The organism is Blautia stercoris, from assembly GCF_054657695.1.
The window spans coordinates 174,184-197,812 of record NZ_BAAHYF010000001.1; the positions used below are offsets into that span (position 1 = coordinate 174,184).

General features: G+C 39.0%; 23 protein-coding genes. 12 read left to right on the forward strand and 11 right to left on the reverse strand.

Translation table 11 applies throughout. The features are described 5' to 3' along the window. Positions 1-4 precede the first annotated feature (4 nt). The 3 genes from ACYQ2D_RS00925 to ACYQ2D_RS00935 are packed head-to-tail and all read left to right on the forward strand — an operon-like array spanning position 5 to position 3,040. On the forward strand, positions 5-1,606 hold the full coding sequence (locus ACYQ2D_RS00925) for an FAD-dependent oxidoreductase (protein ID WP_187558466.1): 1,602 nt from the start codon (positions 5-7) through the stop codon (positions 1,604-1,606). Between the two features lie 26 nt (positions 1,607-1,632). After that, positions 1,633-2,475, forward strand: coding sequence for a fumarate hydratase (locus ACYQ2D_RS00930; RefSeq protein WP_117455864.1), 843 nt, complete (start codon positions 1,633-1,635; stop codon positions 2,473-2,475). Position 2,476: 1 nt separating this feature from the next. After that, positions 2,477-3,040, forward strand: coding sequence for a Fe-S-containing hydro-lyase (locus tag ACYQ2D_RS00935; RefSeq protein WP_459784382.1), 564 nt, complete (start codon positions 2,477-2,479; stop codon positions 3,038-3,040). A gap of 142 nt (positions 3,041-3,182) precedes the next feature. Here ACYQ2D_RS00935 and ACYQ2D_RS00940 read toward each other — a convergent pair whose 3' ends face one another. Then, a complete protein-coding gene (locus tag ACYQ2D_RS00940) occupies positions 3,183-4,073 on the reverse strand; it encodes a LysR family transcriptional regulator (protein WP_459784384.1) in 891 nt (296 codons plus the stop codon). Between the two features lie 135 nt (positions 4,074-4,208). On the opposite strand from ACYQ2D_RS00940, the gene ACYQ2D_RS00945 reads away from it, so the two are divergent. From ACYQ2D_RS00945 to ACYQ2D_RS00955, 3 genes are all read left to right on the forward strand, one after another. Continuing rightward, positions 4,209-5,960 carry an ABC transporter ATP-binding protein gene (locus tag ACYQ2D_RS00945; protein ID WP_459784385.1) on the forward strand — a complete coding sequence of 584 codons (1,752 nt, stop codon included), beginning with the start codon at positions 4,209-4,211 and terminating at the stop codon, positions 5,958-5,960. Then, positions 5,960-7,897, forward strand: coding sequence for an ABC transporter ATP-binding protein (locus tag ACYQ2D_RS00950; RefSeq protein ID WP_459784386.1), 1,938 nt, complete (start codon positions 5,960-5,962; stop codon positions 7,895-7,897). Before ACYQ2D_RS00945 ends, ACYQ2D_RS00950 begins: the two co-directional genes overlap by 1 nt. A 120-nt stretch (positions 7,898-8,017) precedes the next feature. Further along, positions 8,018-9,139: a DUF362 domain-containing protein gene (locus tag ACYQ2D_RS00955; protein ID WP_459784387.1), complete on the forward strand. Its 1,122-nt coding sequence runs from the start codon at positions 8,018-8,020 to the stop codon at positions 9,137-9,139. A 7-nt stretch (positions 9,140-9,146) separates the two neighbouring features. On the opposite strand, the gene pflA is transcribed toward ACYQ2D_RS00955, so the two are convergent. Further along, positions 9,147-9,917, reverse strand: a complete 771-nt coding sequence (pflA, locus tag ACYQ2D_RS00960; protein ID WP_459784388.1) for a pyruvate formate-lyase-activating protein — start codon at positions 9,915-9,917, stop codon at positions 9,147-9,149. Positions 9,918-9,944: 27 nt separating this feature from the next. Then, positions 9,945-12,170: a formate C-acetyltransferase gene (gene pflB / locus ACYQ2D_RS00965; protein ID WP_187558558.1), complete on the reverse strand. Its 2,226-nt coding sequence runs from the start codon at positions 12,168-12,170 to the stop codon at positions 9,945-9,947. A gap of 429 nt (positions 12,171-12,599) precedes the next feature. On the opposite strand from pflB, the gene thiE reads away from it, so the two are divergent. The 4 genes from thiE to ACYQ2D_RS00985 are packed head-to-tail and all read left to right on the forward strand — an operon-like array spanning position 12,600 to position 14,671. Beyond that, positions 12,600-13,256, forward strand: a complete 657-nt coding sequence (gene thiE / locus ACYQ2D_RS00970) for a thiamine phosphate synthase (RefSeq protein ID WP_117455749.1) — start codon at positions 12,600-12,602, stop codon at positions 13,254-13,256. Positions 13,257-13,277: 21 nt separating this feature from the next. Continuing rightward, positions 13,278-13,781, forward strand: a complete 504-nt coding sequence (locus ACYQ2D_RS00975) for an NUDIX hydrolase (protein ID WP_117455747.1) — start codon at positions 13,278-13,280, stop codon at positions 13,779-13,781. Positions 13,782-13,794: 13 nt separating this feature from the next. Continuing rightward, positions 13,795-14,193, forward strand: coding sequence for an aldose epimerase family protein (locus ACYQ2D_RS00980; protein WP_459784389.1), 399 nt, complete (start codon positions 13,795-13,797; stop codon positions 14,191-14,193). Beyond that, positions 14,165-14,671 (forward strand): aldose epimerase family protein, encoded by a 507-nt coding sequence (locus tag ACYQ2D_RS00985; protein WP_459784391.1) that lies wholly within the window; start codon positions 14,165-14,167, stop codon positions 14,669-14,671. Before ACYQ2D_RS00980 ends, ACYQ2D_RS00985 begins: the two co-directional genes overlap by 29 nt. Before the next feature lie 535 nt (positions 14,672-15,206). Here ACYQ2D_RS00985 and ACYQ2D_RS00990 read toward each other — a convergent pair. Together ACYQ2D_RS00990 and ACYQ2D_RS00995 are read right to left on the reverse strand one after the other, a co-directional pair. After that, on the reverse strand, positions 15,207-15,842 hold the full coding sequence (locus tag ACYQ2D_RS00990; RefSeq protein ID WP_459784392.1) for a lactate utilization protein: 636 nt from the start codon (positions 15,840-15,842) through the stop codon (positions 15,207-15,209). 173 nt (positions 15,843-16,015) lie between these two features. Then, positions 16,016-17,368 carry an MATE family efflux transporter gene (locus ACYQ2D_RS00995; protein WP_459784393.1) on the reverse strand — a complete coding sequence of 451 codons (1,353 nt, stop codon included), beginning with the start codon at positions 17,366-17,368 and terminating at the stop codon, positions 16,016-16,018. A 221-nt stretch (positions 17,369-17,589) separates the two neighbouring features. On the opposite strand from ACYQ2D_RS00995, the gene ACYQ2D_RS01000 reads away from it, so the two are divergent. Next, positions 17,590-19,371: an alpha-amylase family glycosyl hydrolase gene (locus ACYQ2D_RS01000; RefSeq protein WP_459784394.1), complete on the forward strand. Its 1,782-nt coding sequence runs from the start codon at positions 17,590-17,592 to the stop codon at positions 19,369-19,371. A 102-nt stretch (positions 19,372-19,473) separates the two neighbouring features. Here the strand turns inward: ACYQ2D_RS01000 and ACYQ2D_RS01005 are convergent, their stop codons facing one another. Genes ACYQ2D_RS01005 through ACYQ2D_RS01015 form a run of 3 tightly spaced genes read right to left on the reverse strand, consistent with a single transcriptional unit; the run spans position 19,474 to position 20,308 of the window. Further along, positions 19,474-19,857 (reverse strand): hypothetical protein, encoded by a 384-nt coding sequence (locus tag ACYQ2D_RS01005; protein ID WP_459784395.1) that lies wholly within the window; start codon positions 19,855-19,857, stop codon positions 19,474-19,476. Continuing rightward, on the reverse strand, positions 19,761-20,078 hold the full coding sequence (locus ACYQ2D_RS01010; RefSeq protein ID WP_459785287.1) for a recombinase zinc ribbon domain-containing protein: 318 nt from the start codon (positions 20,076-20,078) through the stop codon (positions 19,761-19,763). Before ACYQ2D_RS01010 ends, ACYQ2D_RS01005 begins: the two co-directional genes overlap by 97 nt. 17 nt (positions 20,079-20,095) lie before the next feature. Next, a complete protein-coding gene (locus tag ACYQ2D_RS01015; protein WP_459784396.1) occupies positions 20,096-20,308 on the reverse strand; it encodes a hypothetical protein in 213 nt (70 codons plus the stop codon). A gap of 243 nt (positions 20,309-20,551) precedes the next feature. On the opposite strand from ACYQ2D_RS01015, the gene ACYQ2D_RS01020 reads away from it, so the two are divergent. Then, positions 20,552-20,749 (forward strand): hypothetical protein, encoded by a 198-nt coding sequence (locus tag ACYQ2D_RS01020; protein WP_372554532.1) that lies wholly within the window; start codon positions 20,552-20,554, stop codon positions 20,747-20,749. Positions 20,750-20,752: 3 nt separating this feature from the next. Here the strand turns inward: ACYQ2D_RS01020 and ACYQ2D_RS01025 are convergent, their stop codons facing one another. The 3 genes from ACYQ2D_RS01025 to ACYQ2D_RS01035 form a co-directional block, all read right to left on the reverse strand. Beyond that, positions 20,753-21,394 (reverse strand): hypothetical protein, encoded by a 642-nt coding sequence (locus tag ACYQ2D_RS01025; RefSeq protein ID WP_459784397.1) that lies wholly within the window; start codon positions 21,392-21,394, stop codon positions 20,753-20,755. Between the two features lie 97 nt (positions 21,395-21,491). Then, positions 21,492-22,796: a sensor histidine kinase gene (locus ACYQ2D_RS01030; protein WP_459784398.1), complete on the reverse strand. Its 1,305-nt coding sequence runs from the start codon at positions 22,794-22,796 to the stop codon at positions 21,492-21,494. 139 nt (positions 22,797-22,935) lie between these two features. Continuing rightward, positions 22,936-23,601, reverse strand: a complete 666-nt coding sequence (locus ACYQ2D_RS01035) for a response regulator transcription factor (protein ID WP_459784399.1) — start codon at positions 23,599-23,601, stop codon at positions 22,936-22,938. Between the last annotated feature and the right edge of the window lie 28 nt (positions 23,602-23,629).

Below are 23,629 nucleotides of genomic sequence, written 5' to 3' on the forward strand. Positions count from 1 at the left end.
AGCCATGTTTACACCAGAAATGATGGAATCCGTGAAAAAGGTGGAGGCAACCAGAGAAGAACGTATGGGAATGGAACCTAGACGTATGAGTGCAGAGGAAAAAGATGCCCTTTTAAAAGCTTTTCATCCGGATTATCGAGAAGAAGCATTTGAAGAAATTAAAATTGGACCAAATAAAGGTCAGAAAGCAAATAAAGAGTTAGTACACTTATTACATTCAAATAGTCGTCTTTTAACCGATAAAGTAGATTTGAATAAAGTAGATTATGATGTGGATGTCCTTGTAATCGGAGGAGGCGGTGCCGGTGCTTCCGCAGCAATTGAAGCACATGAAGCTGGCGCTGAGGTTATGATCGTTACCAAACTGCGTATCGGGGATGCAAATACCATGATGGCAGAAGGGGGAATTCAGGCAGCAGATAAAGAAAATGATTCACCGGTACAGCACTATTTAGATGCATTTGGAGGCGGACATTTTGCTGCAAGACCGGAACTGTTAAGACGTCTTGTTATGGAAGCTCCGGATGCAATTCACTGGTTGAATGATTTAGGAGTAATGTTCGATAAAGATGCCGAAGGAAATATGGTGACAACCCATGGTGGTGGAACATCCAGAAAGAGAATGCATGCCTGCAAGGATTATTCCGGTGCAGAAATCATGAGAACGCTTCGTGACGAAGTATTAAATCGTCAGATTCCTGTTGTTGAATTTACTTCAGCGGTTGAGTTGATTAAAGATGAAAAAGGACAGATTGCAGGAGCTGTTCTTTTAAATATGGAAACAGGTGATTATCTGGTTGCAAAAGCAAAAACAGTTGTGATTGCAACTGGAGGAGCAGGTCGTCTGCATTATCAGAATTTCCCAACTTCAAACCATTATGGAGCAACTGCAGATGGTTTGATTTTAGGCTATCGTGCAGGAGCACCACTTCTTTATCAGGATACGATTCAGTATCATCCGACAGGAGTTGCCTATCCGGCTCAGATTTATGGAGCACTGGTGACAGAAAAAGTACGTTCTCTGGGAGCAATGCTTGTAAATGTAGATGGAGAAGCGTTTATGCATCCACTGGAAACCCGTGATGTATCTGCTGCTTCTATTATTCGTGAATGTACAGAACGTAAAAAAGGTGTAACGACTCCTCTTGGAAGCGGTGTATGGCTGGATACTCCAATGATTGAAAAACTTGGAGGAGAAGGAACCATTGAAAAACGAATTCCGGCAATGCTTCGTATGTACTTAAATTATGGCATTGATATGAGAAAACTGCCAATTCTGGTTTATCCGACCCTGCATTATCAAAATGGCGGACTTGAAATTGGCGGAGATGGATTTACAAAGGTAATTGACAATCTTTTAGTTGCGGGAGAAGCAGTTGGGGGAATCCATGGAAGAAACCGCCTGATGGGAAATTCCTTGCTTGATATCATTGTATTTGGAAGAAATGCAGGAAAAGCAGCTGCTGCAAAATCAAAAACCGTAGAGCTTGGAACCATGACTTTAGAACATGTGGAAAAATATGCAGAAGAATTGAAAGAAGCAGGCATTACATCAGAGGATGTATCTCCATTATTGCTTCCACATTATGCACGTCATGAGAGATAAGAAGAAAACAGAGTAGGAGTGGTAAAATGCGAGAAATCAATGTAAGCCAGATTACCGACGTAATCGAAAAACTTTGTATTGAGGCAAATGAACATCTTCCGGAAGACGTAAAGTGTGCAATTAAAAATTGTCGTGCCTGTGAAGATGGAGAGATTGCAAAAGGTGTTTTAGATAATATTATTGAAAATTTCGAAATTGCAGATAATGAATGTGTACCAATTTGTCAGGATACCGGTATGGCATGTGTTTTTTTAGAGATTGGTCAGGATGTACATATAGTAGGCGGAGACTTGAGTGATGCGGTAAATGAGGGAGTTCGCCGAGGTTATGACAAAGGTTATTTGAGAAAGTCGGTTGTTAAAGACCCTGTTCGTCGTGGAAATACAGGAGACAATACTCCTGCTATGATTTATACAGAAATTGTTCCGGGAGAACAGATTAAAATTACAGTAGGTCCAAAGGGATTTGGAAGTGAAAATATGAGTGCTATCCGTATGTTTAAACCGTCTCACGGACTCCAGGGAATTAAGGATTTTATTATTGAGACAGTAGAGACAGCCGGTCCAAATCCATGTCCGCCTATGGTCGTTGGAGTTGGAATTGGAGGAACTTTTGATAAAGCAGCTTTATTAGCAAAAAAAGCATTAATGCGCCCATTGGATTCTTCTAATCCAGACCCGTTTTATGCAGAGCTTGAAGATGAGATGCTTGAAAAAATCAATGAACTGGGAATTGGACCGCAGGGGTTTGGTGGAAAGACAACAGCAATTGGCTTGAACATTGAGACAATGCCGACTCATATTGCAGGTATGCCGTGTGCAATTAATATTAACTGTCATGTAACGCGTCATAAAACGGAGGTAATTTAAGATGGAAAGAAAAATTACACTGCCTCTTACAGAGGAACTGGCTAAAACACTTCATAGCGGAGATCGTGTGCTTGTGACAGGAACAATTTATACATCAAGAGATGCGGGACATAAGAGAATGTGTGAGGCGCTGGCAAAAGGAGAGAAAATTCCATTTGACCCGAAAGATGCAACGATTTATTATGTAGGACCGACACCGGCTAAACCGGGACAGGTAATTGGTTCAGCCGGACCAACCACCAGTGGTCGAATGGATGCCTACGCACCAACTATGATGTCTGTCGGCGCAAGAGGAATGATTGGAAAAGGTGCACGTCTTCCAGAAGTAATTGATGCGATGAAAAAATATCATGGTGTTTATTTTGGAGCAATCGGAGGTGCAGGTGCACTTCTTGCAAAATGTATTAAAAAAGCAGAATTAATTGCATATGAAGATTTAGGAGCAGAGGCACTTAGAAAATTGTATGTAGAAGATATGCCGCTTGTCGTAATCATTGACAGCGAGGGGAACAATCTTTACGAAGAGGGCAGAGCTGCTTATTTAAAACAGAGAGACGGTAAATAGAAGAAAGCAGAAAATTAAAGATAAAAGCAGAAATGCAGGTATATATCATTTGATGTGTGCCTGCATTTCTTTATTATTAATTTTGTGAATGATAAAAACCAGGACAGGGTAACAATGAGATTATCTTGTCCTGGCTTTTATTTCAAAGAGGTTGACAAAGTTTTTTTAAAATCTGAATGAAAGTTTTTAGGATCGGTGAATTAAAAGACGTTTTATGATAAAGTCCAAAAGAGATAATACTTTCATTTTCAAGAGGAACATAAGTCAGCCCTTCCTGGTGCATGAATGGAAGATTTGGCAGCAGGGCGAGTCCGATTCCTGCTTTTGTAAGAGTTAAAGTACATTCTAAATTTTCTCCAAAATAAATCTGGGAAGGAGAGTGAGAATGAGAAGCAAGAAGATGACCTTGAAGCTGAGCAATCGCTTCTGCACAGCGATCCGGTTCACATAAGACAATTGGTTCTTCATTTAAATCTTTTAACGTGAGTTGTTTTCTATCTGCGAGGGGATGTTCTTTTGACAGGGCACAGGTAATTCCGCACTGGGCAAGTTCAACATAAGTGACAGAAGCAAGGTTGATTTTTTCATCTCGAAATCCTATCATGACATCAATCGCTTCTTCTTCGACCATATTTCTGAGGGCAGGAAAGGGAATCATGCGCAAATCAGGATGTAACGTCGGAAACGTTTGATAAAGCTGTTTTAAAACCGGAGAAATTAAGTTTAATTCGGATGGGTTATGACATCCGATAGAAAAAGTCTGGATGTAATCCTGGTGATGTTCGGATAAACGTTTTTTGGCAAAGTGTGTTGCTTTTAAAATATTTTTGGCATAACCCAGAAAAGTTCTACCATCTGGAGTCAGTTCTACAATACGGGTGGTTCTTCGGACTAGTTTTGCTTGCAATTCATTTTCAAGAGAATTGATTTGATGGGTAATTGCCGGTTGGGTTACGTGAAGCTGTTCCGCTGCTCTTGCAAAACTTAAGTTATCAGCGACTGCGAGAAAACATTCGAGCTGCATAGTATTCATAATAATAAAAATCCTTTCTGAAATATTAATAAAATTTTTTAATTAATAATAACAAAAATTAAATTTACTTTCTAGAGAAAATATGTAAAAATATAAAGGCTTATAAAATAAATTCGTGTGTTAGGAGGTAAAAAAATGCTGAAAACTTTATTGGCACAGGTGAAACAGTATAAAAAATCATCGCTGTTGACACCTTTGTTTGCAGCACTTGAAGTAGTAATGGAAGTATTAATTCCTTTTATTACTGCGATGATTATTGACCAGGGAATCGAAGCTGGTAATATGAAAAAAGTCGGACTATATGGAAGCATTATGCTGGTATTTGCCATGTTTAGTTTGTTGTTTGGTGTGCTTGCAGGAAAATATGCGGCAAATGCATCTTCGGGGCTGGCTTGTAATTTGAGGGACGCTATGTATGAAAATATACAGACATTTTCTTTCTCTAATATTGATAAATATAGTACAGCCGGTCTGGTTACTCGTATGACCACAGATGTCACAAATGTACAAAATGCTTACCAGATGATATTGAGAATTGCCGTAAGAGCACCATTCACACTTATTTGCAGTATGATTATGTGCTTTGTGATTAATGCAAAACTGAGTCTGATTTTTGTGATTGCAATTATCGTACTTGGGGCATTTATTGTTGTAGTGGTAAAGACAACGATGAAAATCTTTGATATGGTATTTAAAAAATATGATGCGTTAAATGCCAGTGTACAGGAAAATGTTTCTGCCATCCGTGTAGTAAAAGCGTTTGTAAGAGAAGACTATGAAAATAAAAAATTTATCACAGCGGCCGAAAACGTCTATAAACTGTTTCTAAAAGCAGAAGGAATTTTAGCTTTTAATGGTCCGGTAATGATGCTGGTTGTTTATTTTTGTATCATCTGTTTATCCTGGTTTGGAGCAAAATTCATTGTAGTTGGAAATATGACAACAGGGGAACTGACTTCTATGTTTAGTTACATCATGTCAATTTTAATGTCCCTTATGATGTTATCCATGATTTTTGTTATGACAACACTTAGTATTGCAAGTGGAAAACGAATTGCAGAAGTATTAAATGATAAAGCGGATTTGGTTAATCCCAAAAATCCAATCATGGAAGTGAAAAATGGAAGTATTGATTTTAATCATGTGGAATTTACTTATAATGATGAAGCAGAAAAAGATACGTTAATTGACATTGATTTACATATTCATTCCGGAGAAACGGTTGGTATTATTGGAGGAACGGGATGTGGAAAATCAAGTCTGGTAAATTTAATCAGCCGTCTTTATGATGTAAATGCAGGTTCTGTATGTGTCGGTGGAAAAGATGTACGCGAATATGATTTGGAAGTATTAAGAAATCAGGTATCAGTTGTATTACAAAAAAATGTGCTGTTTTCCGGTACGATTTTAGAAAATCTGCGTTGGGGAAATGAAACTGCGACAAAAGAAGAATGTATTGAAGCATGTAAAAATGCATGTGCAGATGAATTTATTGAGCGTTTTCCAAATAAATATGAGACGTATATTGAACAGGGTGGAAGTAATGTATCCGGTGGTCAGAAACAGAGACTTTGTATTGCAAGAGCATTATTAAAGAAACCGAAGATTTTGATTTTAGATGATTCTACCAGTGCCGTTGATACTGCAACAGATGCGAAAATTCGTTCCGTCTTTGCAAAGAAAATTCCAGATACGACAAAAATTATTATTGCGCAGAGAATTTCAAGTGTGCAGGATGCAGACCGTATTTTAGTATTGGATGACGGAAAGATTAATGGATTTGATACACATGAAAATCTGTTAAAAACCAATGAGATTTATCAGGAAATTTATAATACGCAGGTAAAAGGTGGAGGAGATTTTGACCAGACAGGAGGTGCAAAATAATGGCAGGACAGGCAAGAGTAATGAGAGGCGGTCCAGGAGTGGCAGGTGGACCATTTGGAAAAAACGGTGCGCCGAATCCGACAAAAACATTAAAAAGAACGCTTGGATATATGCTGAAAAATTATAAGTTTCAGTTTCTTCTGGTCGTGATATGTATTATGATTACTGCATTTGCAACCTTAGAGGGAAGTTTATTTATGCAGTCTTTGATTGATGATTATATTGTACCGATGACAAAAGCAGAAACACCAGATTTTGTTCCTCTGATGCAGGCGCTTACCAAACTGGCTGGAATTTTTGCTGTTGGAGTTATTTCTTCTTTGGCATATAATAAAATCATGGTATATATTAGTCAGGGAACGATGAGAAATCTTCGTGTTGAATTGTTTACACACATGGAATCATTACCGATTAAATACTTTGATACCCATGCACATGGAGATATCATGTCTGTTTATACCAATGACGTAGATACCTTAAGACAGCTTATGGGACAAAGTATTCCGCAGGTATTAAACTCGGCGGTTACGATTGTAATGACTTTTATCAGTATGATTGTACTCGATATCCCGCTTACGATTCTGACTCTCTTAATGGTAGGTGTGATGACAGTTGTATCGAAAAAACTGGCGGAAAAATCCGGAAAATACTTTGGGGAACAGCAGATGAACCTTGGTAAGGTAAATGGCTACATCGAGGAAATGATGGATGGACAGAAAGTCGTAAAAGTATTCTGCCATGAAGAAAAAGCAATCGAAGAGTTTCAAAAATTAAATGAAGAACTCAGAAAGAGCGCAGATAACGCGAATACCTTTGCCAATATTATGATGCCGATTAATAATAATCTTGGTATTATCAGTTATGTCTTATGTTCTGCATTTGGTGCAATTCTGGCAATCAGTGGAATTTGCGGACTCAGCCTTGGTACTCTGGTTTCTTTTTTAACATTGAATAAAAGCTTTACCCAGCCAGTCACTCAAATCAGTCAGCAGATGAACAGTATTGTTATGGCAATGGCTGGTGCAGACCGTATCTTTCACTTATTAGATGCCGAGCCGGAAGTGGATGATGGATATGTAGAGCTTGTCAATGCAAAAGAACATGAGGACGGAACATTAGAAGAGACAAAAGAAAGAACGGGCGTCTGGGCATGGAAACATCCACATCAGGCAGACGGAACGGTAACATATACCAAACTCGAAGGTGATGTTACCTTTAATGATGTCGATTTTGGATATAATGAAGAAAAGATTGTACTTCATAATGTGAAATTATTTGCAACGCCTGGACAGAAAATTGCGTTTGTAGGAAGTACCGGAGCCGGAAAAACGACAATTACAAATCTGATTAACCGTTTTTATGATATTCAGGATGGTAAAATTCGCTATGATAACATTAACATCAATAAAATCAAAAAAGCAGATTTAAGACGTTCTCTTGGTATTGTGCTTCAGGATACTCACTTGTTTACCGGAACCGTTATGGATAATATCCGTTATGGTCGTCTGGATGCAACAGATGAAGAGTGTATTGCGGCAGCAAAACTGGCGAATGCAGACAGCTTTGTGCGTAGATTACCAGAAGGATATCAGACAGAGTTAAGTGGAGATGGCGGAAACTTAAGTCAGGGACAGCGTCAGCTTTTAGCGATTGCAAGAGCAGCAGTTGCAGACCCGCCGGTATTAATCTTAGATGAAGCAACCTCTTCAATTGATACCAGAACAGAGACATTGGTGCAGCAGGGGATGGACCGTCTGATGAAAGGAAGAACAACTTTTGTTATTGCACACCGTCTTTCTACGGTACGGAACTCAGATTGCATTATGGTACTAGAGCAGGGACGAATTATTGAGAGAGGTACACATGAACAGCTGATGGAAGAAAAAGGAAAATACTATCAGCTTTATACCGGAAATTTTGCAGAAGAGACAGCATAAAAAGTAAATGAGAAGAAGTTACTTGAACTTTTTAGTCCGGCTTGTTAAGATAAGCCAGAAAGAAGGTTTTTGTGGCTTCTTTTTTAAATTATAAATAACGTGGAGAAAGTTGGAATCAAAATGAATCAAAATGAAATCTGGATGATACAGGGTACAGACTATAAAGAAAATACCAAGCATTTGTTAGAAGCGGCAGATTTAGAAACAGAAATCAAGAAAAAAAATGGAGAAAATAAAAATTGTAAAATCGGAATTAAGCCCAATCTTGTCGCACCGAGTGAGGCCTCTTATGGTGGAACAACACATCCTGAGGTGGTAGAGGGAATTATTGAATATCTTCAGGAGAGAGGATATCAAAATTTAGTGATTTTAGAGGGTTCTTGGGTTGGTGATAAAACAGAAGAATCTTTTGAGGTATGCGGATATCAGAAACTTTCTGAAAAATATCAGGTACCGCTTGCAGATATGCAGAAAGACAGCAGTTCTCTTTGCGATTGTAAAGGAATGGAACTTCTGATTTGTGATACAGCTTTAAAATTAGATTTTCTGATTAATGTACCAGTCTTAAAAGGACACTGTCAGACGAAGCTGACCTGTGCGCTTAAGAATTTAAAGGGGTTAATTCCAAATAAGGAAAAACGTCATTTTCACACAATGGGTCTGCATGAGCCGATTGCACACTTGAATGCGTATCTTCAGCAGGATTTTATTGTAGTCGATAATATCTGCGGAGATTTGGATTTTGAAGATGGCGGAAATCCGGTTGTGATGAATCGAATTTTGGCGGTAACAGATCCTGTTTTATGTGACGCTTATGTGTGTCGTTTTTTGAATTATGAGATAAAAGAAGTGCCATATATTTTAATGGCAGAAAAACTTGGAGTTGGCAGTGCGGATATTGAACATGCAGTGATAAAAAGTTGTGGAACTCAAACACCAACAGATGCGGCGATTTTAGAAGTAAGAAAGAGAAAAATTGTAGAACTTTTAGATGCGGTAGAAGAGGTAGAATCCTGCAGTGCCTGCTATGGATATCTGATGCCGGCATTAGACCATTTAAAAGAAGAGGGACTTCTTAAAAAGTTAGATACAAAAATTGCAATCGGACAGGGATTCCGAGGAAAAAGCGGAACGCTTGGAATCGGAAACTGTACCGCAAAATTTGCATGTCACTTAAAAGGATGTCCCCCTACAGAAACAGAGATTTATGAATTTTTAAAAACCTATCTCACAGATATTTGAGTTAAACTTACCGTTCAAAATCAGAAATAAATTTGCATCCTGTATGCGCTTTGATACTTTCTAAAAGAATTTCCTCTGTTCTTTGCGCCTCAGCTTTTGTAAGCTGGGGTGCATCTTTTAATGCATATTCAAAACCAAGATTCTCATATTTCACACATCCCATCCTATGATAAGGAAGTACTTCTATGGCCTTTACATTATGAAGGGTTGAAAGAAATTCTCCCAGTTTTATTAAAAAATTTTTTTTATAAGTGATTTCAGGAACAACCACATGACGGATCCAGACAGGAATCTGCTTCTCATCGAGATATCTGGCAAAATCAAGTATGTTAGTGTTAGAATGTGAAGTTAGTTTTTTATGCTCATCAGGATTGATATGTTTGATATCCAATAGAATCAAATCCGTAACAGAAAGCAGTTGGTCAAATTGTGCCAGTTTTTTAGGATTTTCTCGGTTAAATAAAATTCCTGAAGTGTCAAGGCAGGTATGAATTCCCGTTTCTTTGGCTTTTGTGAAAAGTTCAATTAAAAATTCTATCTGCATCAGAGGCTCACCGCCAGTAGCGGTGATACCTCCAGATGTATAAAAGGTCTGATTTCTTTTAATGGCGTTTAAAATTTCATCGCTTTCCATTAAAGTTCCAGCTTCTGTACTCCAGGTATCTGGATTGTGGCAGTAGAGGCAGCGCATCGGGCAGCCCTGAAAAAATACAACATAACGAATCCCTGGTCCATCTACTGTACCAAAACTTTCTAGTGAGTGAATCCGACCTTTCATAGTGTTTAATCTCCTTTTTTATCAAAATTACATGCGTTCGTGGAACGTTCTGGAAATTACTTCATCCTGCTGTTCTTTTGTTAATTTAATAAAGTTTACAGCATATCCAGATACACGGATGGTAAGCTGTGGATAATTTTCCGGATGTTTCTGGGCATCCAAAAGAGTATCACGGTTAAATACATTAACATTTAAGTGATGTCCGCCCTTTGTCATATAACCATCTAACATTCCAACTAAGTTTGTAGTATCATTTCCATGTTTGCCAAGTGCGTCCGGCACAATAGAGAAGGTGTTGGAAATTCCATCTTGCGCATCCATAAATGGAATTTTGGCAACAGAGGCAAGAGAAGCAATTGCTCCGTGAGTATCACGTCCATGCATTGGGTTTGCACCGGGAGCAAAGGCTTCTCCGGCTTTTCTTCCATCTGGAGTTGCTCCTGTATTTTTACCATAAGAAACGTTGGAAGTAATGGTAAGAATAGAAGTTGTCGGAACTCCGCCACGGTAAGTGTGATTTCCGCGGATATACTGCATAAAGGTGTGAAGTACTTCTTCTGCGAGTGCATCAACACGGTCATCATCATTTCCGTATTTCGGGAAATCTCCTTCAACTTCAAAGTCTACAGTAATCCCCTGTTCATCGCGGATTGGTTTTACCTTTGCATATTTAATTGCTGATAAAGAATCCGCTACAACGGAAAATCCTGCGATACCAGTTGCAAACCAGCGTCTTATTTTTTTATCGTGCAGAGCCATCTGAAGACGCTCATAGCTGTATTTGTCATGCATGTAGTGAATGATGTTTAATGCATTAACGTAAACACCTGCAAGCCATTTCATCATATCCTTGTATTTATCCATTACTTCATCGAAATCTAAATATTCAGAAGTGATTGGGCGGTATTTTGGTCCAACCTGTTTTTTGGAAATTTCGTCAACACCGCCATTGATTGCGTAAAGCAGGCATTTTGCAAGATTTGCACGAGCACCGAAGAACTGCATTTCTTTTCCGATTTTCATGGAAGAAACACAGCAGGCAATTCCGTAATCATCTCCATGAACAACACGCATAATGTCATCATTTTCATACTGGATGGCAGAATGTTTGATGGAAATATCAGCACAGAATTTTTTAAAGTTTTCTGGAAGCTGAACAGACCATAAAACAGTCAGATTCGGTTCTGGTGCAGCACCTAAATTATTTAAAGTGTTTAAATAACGGAAGGACATTTTGGTTACCAGTGGACGACCATCAATTCCGACGCCACCAATAGATTCAGTTACCCAGGTCGGGTCACCGGCAAATAACTGATTGTATTCCGGAGTACGGGCAAAGCATACCAGACGCAGTTTCATAATAAACTGGTCAATGATTTCCTGAATTTCTTTTTCTGTAAATGTACCTTCTTTTAAGTCACGTTCTGCATAAATATCAAGGAAGGTAGAGGTACGTCCAAGACTCATTGCAGCTCCATTTTGTTCTTTTACGGCAGCAAGATAAGCAAAGTATAATGCCTGTGTTGCTTCAAGTAGGTTCGTTGCCGGAGCAGAAATATCACAGCCATAGATTTTAGCCAGTTCTTTTAACATCTGTAAAGCACGAATCTGCTCGGAAAGTTCTTCTCGTTCACGGATAACATCAGAATACATAATAGTACGGGTGCTTGCTTTTTGTTCTTCTTTTTCTTCGATTAAACGGTCTACTCCATAAAGAGCAGCTCTTCGATAGTCACCGATAATGCGTCCACGTCCATAAGCATCAGGAAGTCCTGTAATAATATGATTGGAACGGCAGGCACGCATTTCCGGGGTGTAGGCATCAAATACGCCTGCATTGTGAGTTTTTCTATGCGTGGTAAAGTATTCAACGACTTCAGGGTCAACATGATAACCATTGTCTTCGCACGCTTTAATTGCCATACGGATTCCACCATAAGGTTGGAGAGAACGTTTTAACGGGACATCAGTCTGTAAACCGACAATTTTCTCTTTGGCTTTGTCGATATATCCAGCCTTATGAGAAGTAATGGTAGAAATGGTTTTCGTATCCATATCGAGAACACCGCCATTTTCTCGTTCTTGTTTATATAAGTCAAGTACTTCATTCCATAAATCGGTAGTATCTTCGGTTGGTCCTTCTAAGAAATCGGAAGTTCCGTCGTAAGGGATATAGTTTGTCTGAATAAAATTGCGGACATTAATTTCTTTTTCCCATGCTCCGCCATTAAAAGTTCTCCATTCTTGTCTCATCATAGTAAATAAGTACCTCCTGTTCTTTTTGAGTCTGGTAGTAAAAAGTCTAAAATTGGTAAGATATGGTAAAATTGTATATTGTATACAAAATGAAACCATTCTATATCAAGATTCGAATTTATAAAGAATAAAAATGGAATCTTGTAATGAAAGAAACAATCAAAAATGATTGATTTCTTTTTTGAAATGTAAAATGGTCTATCGTAAAAAGAGAAATTTTTACCATAGTATTCCATAAAAGAAGAGAAATATAACTTACGAGTTTATTTGTAGCACAAGATAAAAATAAAGTCAACGACATAAATTCAGGTTTTGAAAAAAATACAAAACGTTTGGTTTTGCAGTTTTTTGGAATCTATGATAGAATGGGGTCAAAATGAGGAAAAATAAAGAGATAGAATAAAGAGATAGAAAGGTGTAACAAAAGTGACGATAGAAGAAAAAAGAGAAAAAGTAAAACAGGCATTGCTGCTTTATGGAGTGACAGACCGTGCCTGGGTAGGAGATAAGACATTTGAAGAGCAGATAGAAGATTCCCTGAAAGGTGGAGTGACCTGTATTCAGCTTCGAGAAAAGTCCTTAAAGGAAGATGAATTTTTAGAAGAAGCAAAGGTAATCAGAAAATTAACTAAAGAATATCAGATACCGCTGATTATTAATGATAATGTAGAGATTGCACTTGCATCTGATGCAGATGGAGTTCATGTCGGACAAAAAGATGCAAGAGCTATGGAGGTAAGAAAAAGATTAGGGGCTGATAAAATCATTGGCGTATCTGCACGAACCGTAGAACAGGCAAAAGAAGCAGAACAAATGGGAGCAGATTACTTAGGGGTTGGAGCAGTCTTTGGAACAACAACCAAAGGAGATGCAAATAAGATTTCGATGGAGGTATTAAAAGAAATCTGTGAGAGTGTTTCAATTCCGGTTGTTGCTATTGGTGGTGTATGTGAAGAGAATATTCTGCAGTTAAAGGGTAGTGGTGTTGCAGGAGTGGCGGTTGTGTCGGGAATTTATGCAAAGCCGAATATTAAAGAAAGCAGTAAAAAACTGGCAGAACTTGCAAAAGAAATTACAAAATAAGAGAAAATAGGAGAAAGTAAAATGGAATTATGGGATATCTATAATGAAAAAAAAGAAAAAATGGGAAGAACAATGAAGCGTAACGACTGGAATATGAAACCGGATGAATTTCATCTTACCGTACTTGGAGTGCTTCAAAGACCGGATGGGAAATTTTTAATTACAAAGCGTCGTATGGATAAGGAATGGGCAGCAGGCTGGTGGGAGGTGCCAGGTGGCGGAGTCCGTGCCGGAGAAGAATCAAAAGAAGCTGCCATGCGTGAAGTAAAAGAAGAAACAGGAATCGATGTTTCAAATGCCGGAGGCGGTTATGTATTTACCTATCAGCGAATTAATCCGGAAGAAAAAAATAATTATTTTGTAGATATTTATAAGTTTGTGCTGGAGTTTGATGAAAAAGATGTAAAAGTACAGGACGAAGAAGTGGCGGGATTTGAAATTGCGACAGTAGAACAAATCAAGGCTTATGCAAAACAGGGAATTTTCCTGCATTATGACAGCATCAGACAGGTGTTTGAAGACTAGAGGGGGAAGGAAAATGGCAGAGTACCAGTTAAAAAATCAGGAATTAACATTAAAGATTTCTTCTAAGGGAGCAGAGATGAAATCTTTAAAAGATAATAAAACGAATCAAGAGTATTTATGGCATGGAGATTCTGCATATTGGGGAAGAACTTCACCGGTTTTATTTCCGATTGTAGGAAATTACAGAGAAAAAGAGTCTGTATTTGAAGGGAAAACTTATTCTATGTCCCAACATGGATTTGCAAGGGATATGGAATTTACTTTAGAAAGCCAAAAAGAAGAAATCTGGTTTGAGTTAAAAGAAAATGAAGAGACTTTGAAAAAAATATCCGTTTGCATTTCGTCTGCATTTAGGGTATCGTCTGGATGGGCGAAGTGTAGAGGTGCTTTGGAAAGTAGAAAATCCAAATGAGAAGAAGATGTATTTTTCAATTGGAGGACATCCTGCATTTAACTGTCCATTAAAAGCAGAAGAGAAACAAAGTGATTATCAGTTGAGCTTTGATACAGATAAAACTCTTGTATGCAGTATCTTAGGAGAGACCGGACTGCTTACTGCCAGAAAAAAAGAATTTGAATTAACCAATCATAAAATGAGAATAGTAGAAGATTTATTTGATGAAGATGCGTTAATTATCGAAGGAAATCAGGCAAAGAGAGTAGGGCTTGTGAATCCTCAGGGAGAGACTTATCTGGAAGTAGAATTTGATGCTCCATTATTTGGAATCTGGTCACCGGCAAAGAAGAGTGCGCCATTTGTATGCATTGAACCTTGGTATGGCAGAAGTGATAAAGAAGATTTTTCTAAGAAATTAGAAGAAAGAGAATGGGGAAATGAACTCAAAGCAGGAGAAATATTTGAAAAGAGCTATCAGATTCGTGTAAAATAAGAAATAGGGGAAAAGAGTCGGCTGTGAAAAAATAAATTCGGTCGGTTCTTTTTTGTTATCGCAATGTTATAGTATGAAATATATCTATAACATCAAAAACCAACACCACACACAAAAAATAAAAATTTTAAATCTATCTGTTTAAAAACACAAGAAAAATTAATGGCTTTGATAAAATTTTCGATATTGTTCTGTAGAACGAAATTGAAAAGATAGCTTGAAGAGAGTATAATTACATAAAAAATAAATATGGAGATTTTTAGTGAAAATGAAACGGAAAATAAAAATCGAAAGAGTAAGTACTTGGAGTATTATAATCACAATTATTGTCGCCACTTTGTTTGGATTTATTTCCTTTCAAAGTGAAAAAGAATAAGGCGCTTTACTATATAAAAGAGTATGGAAAAAGTGGCTGTGGATTTTATTAAAATTAAATAAATATCAAAAAGACCTTCTACAATTTTTTCAGAACGTAGAAGGTCTTTTTTAATAGATATTTATAATCTGCCTCATTACTTGATTGGGTCAAAAAAATTTAAAATCCCAGTTTTTCTCCGCAAAGTACCACTTTAATACGATCTGGCATGCGAGAAAATCTTGTAATTAAAGTTTGACAACAAATACAGTCCGGGCTTAAACAATCTGCACAGACACCGGTCTTAGAACAAGGTGTATTTGCTTTTACACGAAGTGCATTTGGAGGACAGGCATGTGTGTGAATACGATCAATCGCCTCATCAACATTTGCACATAATTTGTCCATGCTGATTAAGAAAATAACGTGTGCCGGTCCATGCGCAATGCAGGCAACACGGTTGCTCGCACCATCAATATTGACTAAAATTCCATCTTTTGTAAAAGCGTTGGAACTGGTTAAAAAATAATCCGCACAGACTATCTGACCATACAGTGCACGGGATTCTTCTGGTGTTTTGGCTTTTTTTCGGTCAATAAATTCATAATCTCCCTGACGAATGGCTTCACATACACCGGCTTCTTCCATAGATTCTGTACCACCCCAAGTGACAGAAGAACCATTTGGAATCATGGAAAGGATTTTTTCTTTGGCTTCCTCTTTGGTTGCGCAATAAAACGCTTCCATGTTTCGTTTCTTAAATTGTTTTACTAAGGTTTCACCGCTTAATACGTAGCTATCTGTTATGTAAGACATAAAAATCACTCTCTTTCTTTTTCATTTTTTACTTATTATAGCATAAAACCAAAAGACCTGCTGCCATAAAATGCTCTGACAACAAGTCTTTTTATTTATATGATTCTATATGAAATTAGCTCTTTCAATCTTTTAATATAGCTGTTCCAGTTCCTGTTTTGTTTTTTGTTAGTTTACGATGCCTGTCGGTATTTTTTATCGATATCTTTCATGACAAACAGATAAGAAACTCCGGTAAAGACCGCCGCAGTTACCCATGCAGCAGGGTCACAGAAGCAGGAAAGCGGATAACTTGCCACAGACATTGCAATTATTGCAACCAGCAGACGTGCCAGCAGTTCTGAAACGCCTCCCATCATAGGCAAGAAACCGTAGCCACAGCCTTGCATGGTATTTCTGAAAATAAAAATTGTGCTTAACGGGATATAGAAAATGGCGCACATATAAGCATAAGTTTTTGCCCAAGGCAACATTGCTGTAATATCGACATCCCCGGTAAAGAAAAGTCCCAAGCAAGGTTTTAAAAGAGAACAAATCAAAATAGCAGCGACGATGGAATAAACCGTTGAAGCAAGAAGGGCAGATTTTACTCCTTTTTTAATTCGTAAAATATCACCCTTTCCAAAGTTCTGACCACTATAAGCTGCCATAGTCTGTCCCATTGCCATCATCCCTTGTGTAACCAAGGTCTGCAGTTTTCCTGCTGCCGTAAAGGAAGCAACAGCATCTGAACCAAAAAGGTTAATTGCGGACTGCATAATCATCGTACCTGATGCAGTAATTGCAAACTGAAGTGCCATTGGAATCCCGACAGATAACTGATGGCGGGTATCCGCCAAATAAAACTTCCAGTGCTCCTTTTGTGGAGTTAAATCCGGCATATAACGGTAAATATAAAGAAAACACAAAACAGCCGAAATTCCCTGAGAAAGAATCGTAGCGTAACCAGCACCAGCAACTCCCATTCTAAATTTAATAATCAAAATCAAGTCTAAAATTACATTTAAAACAGCAGAAAAAACCAGAAATACTAATGGAATCTGACTGTTTCCTACCGCACGCAGATAAGAGGAGAGCAGGTTATAAAAAATCGTAGTAATCAGTCCACCACTGATAATCATGATATACGTATAAGCATCCTGAAAAATATTTGCTGGAGTATTCATTTTTGTTAAAATCCAGTGCATCGACAATACGCTGAAAGTTGTCAATAAAAATGTACTGATAAGTGAAAGTAAAATTCCATTTGCGACACTTCGCTTTACGCCATTCGTATCCTTCGCACCAAAACGTTGGGAAGTCAAAACAGTAAAACCAGCAGTAATTCCCTGTGCAAGTCCGACAATCAAGAACATAATTGTTCCGGTTGAACCTACCGCTGCAAGTGCATTGGCTCCGACGTAACGCCCAACGATAATTGTATCTGCCATATTATAAAGCTGTTGGAAAATATTTCCGATAATCAGCGGAAGTGTAAATTTCAAAATAACAAGTAAAGGACTGCCTTTTGTCATATCCCTTTCCATAATAATCAGAATCCCCCTTTGATTCAAAAAATAGTTTTATGTTTTTATTCTTTTGTAAACGAAAATTATTTTACCACACTCCAGAAAAGACAACAATATAAATTTATGGCGAAATGATAGAAAATAATCTGGAAAACAAGTAAAAAATCTGTTATTATATACAAAGATGTTAAGGGGTAAAACTTTTTACTCCAACAAATAAAAAGACAGAGGTGTGTACTATGAGCTGGTATAACGAGGCAATTTTTTATCACATTTATCCATTGGGATTAACGGGTGCTCCAAAAGAAAATGATTATGGAACTCCTGTTTCCCGTCTGAACACTTTAATTCCCTGGATTTCCCATATAAAAGAAATAGGATGTACTGCATTATATATTGGTCCGTTGTTTGAAAGTGTTGGACATGGATATGAAACAACGGACTATAAAAAACTGGATTCTCGTCTTGGAACCAATGAAGATTTAAAAGATTTTGTAGAAGTATGCCATGAAAATCAAATAAAAGTTATTTTTGATGGTGTCTTTAATCATACAGGACGTGATTTTTTTGCGTTTAAAGATATTCAGCAGAATCGAGAACATTCCAGATACTTAAATTGGTATTGCAATGTGAATTTTGGTGGAAACAATGAATACAATGATGGATTTTCTTATGAAAACTGGGGCGGTTACAATCTGCTTGTAAAATTAAATCAGCGAAATCCGGAAGTTCAGAATTATATCTGCGATGTCATTCGATTCTGGGTATCTGAATTTGATGTGGATGGAATCCGTCTGGATGCAGCAGATGTGCTTGATTTTGATTTCATGCACGCTCTGCGCCGTACCGCAGAAGAAGTGAAAGAAGACTTCTGGCTTATGGGTGAAGTCATTCATGGGGATTACAGCCGATGGGTAAATGGGGATACCCTGCACAGTGTTACAAACTATGCACTGCATAAGGCACTTTACAGTGGACATAACGACCATAATTATTTTGAAATTGCGCATACCGTAAAATACCTGCTGAATATGGGAAAACTTGATCTATATAATTTTGTAGATAATCATGATGTAGAACGTATTTATACCAAGCTTTCTAATAAGGCACATATGGCACCGGTGCATATTCTTCTTTATACATTACCAGGCATACCGAGCATCTACTACGGCTCTGAATTTGCTATAGAAGGAAAGAAAGAAAAATTCTCAGATGACAGCCTGCGTCCGGCGTTAAAGTTAGAAGACTATAAAAACGCAGTCAAAGAAAATCCTTGCACTGCCTTAATTACCGCACTTGGAAAAGTAAGACAGCAGACTCCTGCATTAAGTTATGGTGGATATGCAGAACTGCAGTTGACAAACCGCCAATTTGCTTTTGCAAGAGAATTAGATGGTACAAAAGTAATTGTAACCGTGAATAATGATGACAATGATGCACAGATGACTCTTTCTGCCGGAAATACAGCTCAGTATATTGGCGCATTAAGCGGTAAGAAAGTTTCTGTTGAAAATGGTCAAATCCATGTTACAGTTCCTGCAAATGGAGGAGAAATCTGGATTCCGACAGATATGGCTAAAGAACTTCTGGAAGTAGAACCGCCTAAAGAAGCTAAAAAAGAAAGCAAACAAGAAACAGAGAAAGAAGTTGTAATAGAAGAAGTAAATAAGGAAACAGAGGTAATTGAGAAACCAGTTGACCATGTTACAGATATAGCTGAAAAAGCTTCCGAAACAGAAGATGTAAAAGAATCTGTAGAAGAATCAATTCCTGCTGCCTCATTGACTTTAGAAAATTCAGATACTTCCGAATCTGAAACGAAAGCGGAACAGGCAGAAGCTGTTGATAGTATGGCTGTAATTGCAAATAAAACACCAGAAGAAATGACAGTAGAAGAGTTACAGACGGCGATTCTTGGAAAAATGGCAAACAATGGTCCTGTTACAGAAGATATGAAGAGAACTGTAGCTGAGAATATCTGGCATGATTCTTTAGTAAACTGGTTAAAGAGTTTTCGTTAATTAAATGAATTGTGATAAACAAACATTGTAAGCAACGGTGTACAAGAGGCTACAAGCGGTATAAAGAAACAAGTGGTTTGATTTGATAGAGTGGAAAGAGCGTCAGATTTTCCACTCTATCTTTACATAGTCGCTGGTTGCGCTGATTGAAGAAATCAGGCCGTCAGCGGCTTTTCGTTTGTCCTCAAAGCTGATATTCTCCCAATCGTCCAGATACCCGGACAGCAATTCAATCTGTTGGGAGGATAGCGTTTCAACGGACGAGTCGGCTATCGCCTTGGACAGCGTTTTGCGGCGGTTGTCCAAATCCTCGATTTTCTTGTTGGCGTAGGCCAGCAAGGTGGCGTTGGCCCCGGTCAGCGTATCAAGCGGTTTTTTAATCTCGGCCTCTACTTGTGCAAGCTCCACCTGATAGGCGGTAATCTTCGCGTTTGCCTTTTCCTCGCCGCCCCGCAGTAGCTTGAACTCCCGGAACTTTTCTCCCATAGCGGTAAAAATGAACTGCTCAAACTCCGTCTTGCGGAGAGTATCGCACCCCGGACAGCCCTTGTGGTCGGCCCGCTTGGAACATTGGAACAACGGAGGTATTCATAGCCAGAGGGATTGTGGGTCGTTTTGAGTGCGTACCCGCATTTCCCGCACTTGATTTTCCCGGCCAGCCAAGTATTACGGGCCTTGCGGCCATTCTGGAAGGTGGTGTTTGTCATCAACTTCTTGCGGCACCTCAGCCAAACATCAGGTTAGAGAAGCAAGCAGAATATTCAATACCGTCCTCGGCATCCAGCGAGTAGTGTGCCTTATTGCGATAGATACGACGGCGGTTAGCCTTAATGTACCTCTGACCCGCCAGCAGTTCTTCCGCAACTTCTTCCGTGACTTCGACCATAACATCTTCCATATACCACGGGTAAAATTCCCGCAAATTGATTTCCTTCATTGTGTACCTCCGTTTCGGTGTTGGATGTTGACGAGTAGCCGAAACAGAGGCGGCGGTGAGCGGCACCGGGGCTGGACTTCGGGCCAAGTTGGCCCGAGGCTCCATATAGACGCAAAAACGCCCGGACAGCATGAAGCCGCTCGGGCGCACGAAAATGTATTGTCAGAATAGTACTGATATATTGTACCTTCGTGGTTAGAATATCCCGGAGGGGTGCTACGCTTTTTTTAGCTGGTGAAGTTCATGGGCGTTGCGAAAAAGCAAAAAGGACACGGCGATACCCTCCTATGGGCCGCCATGTCCCCGCAAGTCGTCATTGGTTTGTGTAAACGCAAAGAAACGGCGGCTCTGAAAATTGAGCCGTCGCTTCATGGGCGCATGGAAATGTGTCTGCTGTACGACGGCTTTTTTCTTTTGCCGTCGTCCGGCAGAATGGCTTAGTTATTATTTCTGAACGGAGTCTGCTTCTTCTTGTGTGAGTTGACCATTTTTAACTGCGTCAGAAATGGCCTTGTCTAATTCCTCAGCTGTGGAGTAATCCCCAATGTGTACTGTTTTTCCGTTATCTTTTGTTACATCAACACTATAAGAGGAAACTACATCTTCAGTAGGTGGAATCATGGAGTAGGTATCGCCGTCACCGTTGTCTTTGGAATACAATACTCCCTTTTTGATATTTTCCAGAGTTTCTTTATAGCTGTCCATCATAGCATCTACGCTTTCCTGCGTAAATTCATGGAATACGCCTTGTCCGTCATACCAACCGTCTCCGGTTCCAATCAAAGATTCCATCTCTTTTTTCTGTTCGTTCATCCACGCCTCGTATTCATCGGCTGTCCACCACTGCACATCCGGTGCCGCATTGTTCTTCTCATAATCTGCCTCGGCAACCCAATTTTTACCGTCAACGCTGATTTGTCCACCGTCTGTATCCTGATAGAGAATATCTGCGCTGGATGTGTTTCCCGTTTCGGATGTTGAAACCTTTGGTGTGTCCGAAGCCAATGCACTTACATAAGTAACCCCTGCAATGCTTAAACAGATTGCACCGCACAAGCCTATTGCCAAAATTTTTTTGTTCTTCATAGATAAGACCTCGCTTTCTAAAAATTATAGCTGCCCTCTTGAGGACAGCTATAATATAACAAAGCAACTTAGATATAGTTTGCATGGATTATGGATTTTAGATGGAGTTGTCTACCGGCTGCTTACAAGGCAATTCAAACCAAAACAGTACACCATTGTTTATATTTGAAATGCCGTAATTTGCTCGGTGCATTTCCATGACTTTACGAACAATATAAAGCCCTAATCCGGTTCCGCCTGTATTGCGGTTACGAGATGTATCTGCCCGATAGAAGGCTTCAAACAAATGTGGAATAGCATCGTCAGGCACACGGACACCTGTGTTTTCAATTTCACCACAAATCGTACCATGCGTTTCGGACAAAGATATACGAATCAATTCACCACTTGGAGAATAGCGAATTGCGTTTACCAATATATTTTGAATTGCCCGTTCCATCTGTGCTTGTTCCACTTCACAATAAAGGCGGGTAGGAATATTTGCTTCAAGGTGCTGGTTCTTTTCTTCCAATAAATCTGCTACTGCGGCAACCTGTACCCGAAGTATTTCCGCAAAATCAACGGTTTTATATTCAGTTTTTTGAGTTTCCTCCGCTTTGGAAACATACAGCAGTTCTTTTACCAACTTCTCCATCCTATCAACAACGGCAAGCGAACGCTCCATGTACTCTATGTGATTTTCATAGCCGCTGACTCCGTTCAGCATCCCCGCCAAATGTCCTTTCAAAATGGTTAGTGGTGTTTTCAGTTCATGGGATGCTGCCGAGAAAAAGTCTACCCGCTGTCTTTCTAACGCCTGTTCCTTTTCAATATCTGTTTTGAGCTGTTGATTGGCAATTTGAAGGTCATTCAATGCAGTGGATAGCGAAGCAGACAATGAATTTAGATTTTGCGCCAAACAACCTAATTCATCTTCTCGTCCTATGCTACATTGACCGGAAAAATCCAGTTCCGCCATTTGCTTTGAAATCTTGCTCAGTCGCACAATAGGTCGAGTGATGTACCGTGTATAGAGCCATGCACAAAGGAGAGAAAGCAGAAAGACCATTAGGATGACATACGGAAGTATAGACAACAATACCTTTGTTGCCTGCTGTACAACGAACAAATCCGTTTGAACTGCCAATGTATAAGCAGTACCGTTTTTCAATGTGAACGGGTAAAAATTTGTCGTAGTTGCCCCAGACGGTTGCATATCTATGAACGATTCATCTTCATCGAATGTAACTGTGTAATCTGCCGAAGTATTAGAAGTTTCCATTGATGCCTCGTCTGGATATATTATACGGCCGTTACTATCCTCAATCCAAAAAGCGGCATTTGTTTCCTTTGAAAAATTAGATATATCATTTTCACAATCATATATATTGTCAAAGGCTGTCATTTGCTCAACAAGGTGCATAGCGGCTTTCTCCGTAGCCGCATTTATCAGATTGGAATATGTCGTAGGTAACAGCTTTGAGATGAAGAGATATGTTCCGCTACAAGCTGCACCCAGTAGAAGAAGTGTAATTATAAAAATCTTGACGGATAACCGTTGTTTAATGTGCTTGGTCAATTCTGTATCCCACCCCTCTGATTGTTTTTATATAGTCAGCATTTAACTTTTTGCGAATGTTCTTTATGTGACTGTCAACGATCCGATCCTCGACCTCCAAATCGTCCGCCCACAATCGGTCAAGCAGCATTTGTCGGGTAAAGACCTTTCCTTGATTTTCAAGCATAAGCCTAAGAAGCGCAAACTCTTTGTTGGTCAAAACGACCTCGTTTCCGTTTTGATATACATGAAATCCGTCAATATCCATGCTCAACTCTTTATAAGTAAGCAGGGATTGATTTTGATTTTCCGCCGTTCTACGGCGAAGAATAGCCGCAATCTTGCACAGCAGGATTTTAGGCGAAAAGGGTTTTGGAATGTAATCGTCAATCTGCTGTTCAAAACCCCGCAACTGGTTTTCTTCATCCGAAAGCGCAGTAAGCATAATAATAGGGACTTGTGACCGCTTGCGAATGACCTCACATACACCATAGCCGTCGATTTTAGGGAGCATGATGTCTAACAGCACAAGGTCGATGGTATCATCAAACATTGCAATCCCCGCCACGCCGTCAGAAGCAACAACGACTTCATATCCCGCATAAATCAGATGGTTTTTTAATATATCCTGAATGTCAATATCATCTTCGACAATTAAAATCTTCTGCATTGTTCCACCTCCAATTTTTCAAGTATAG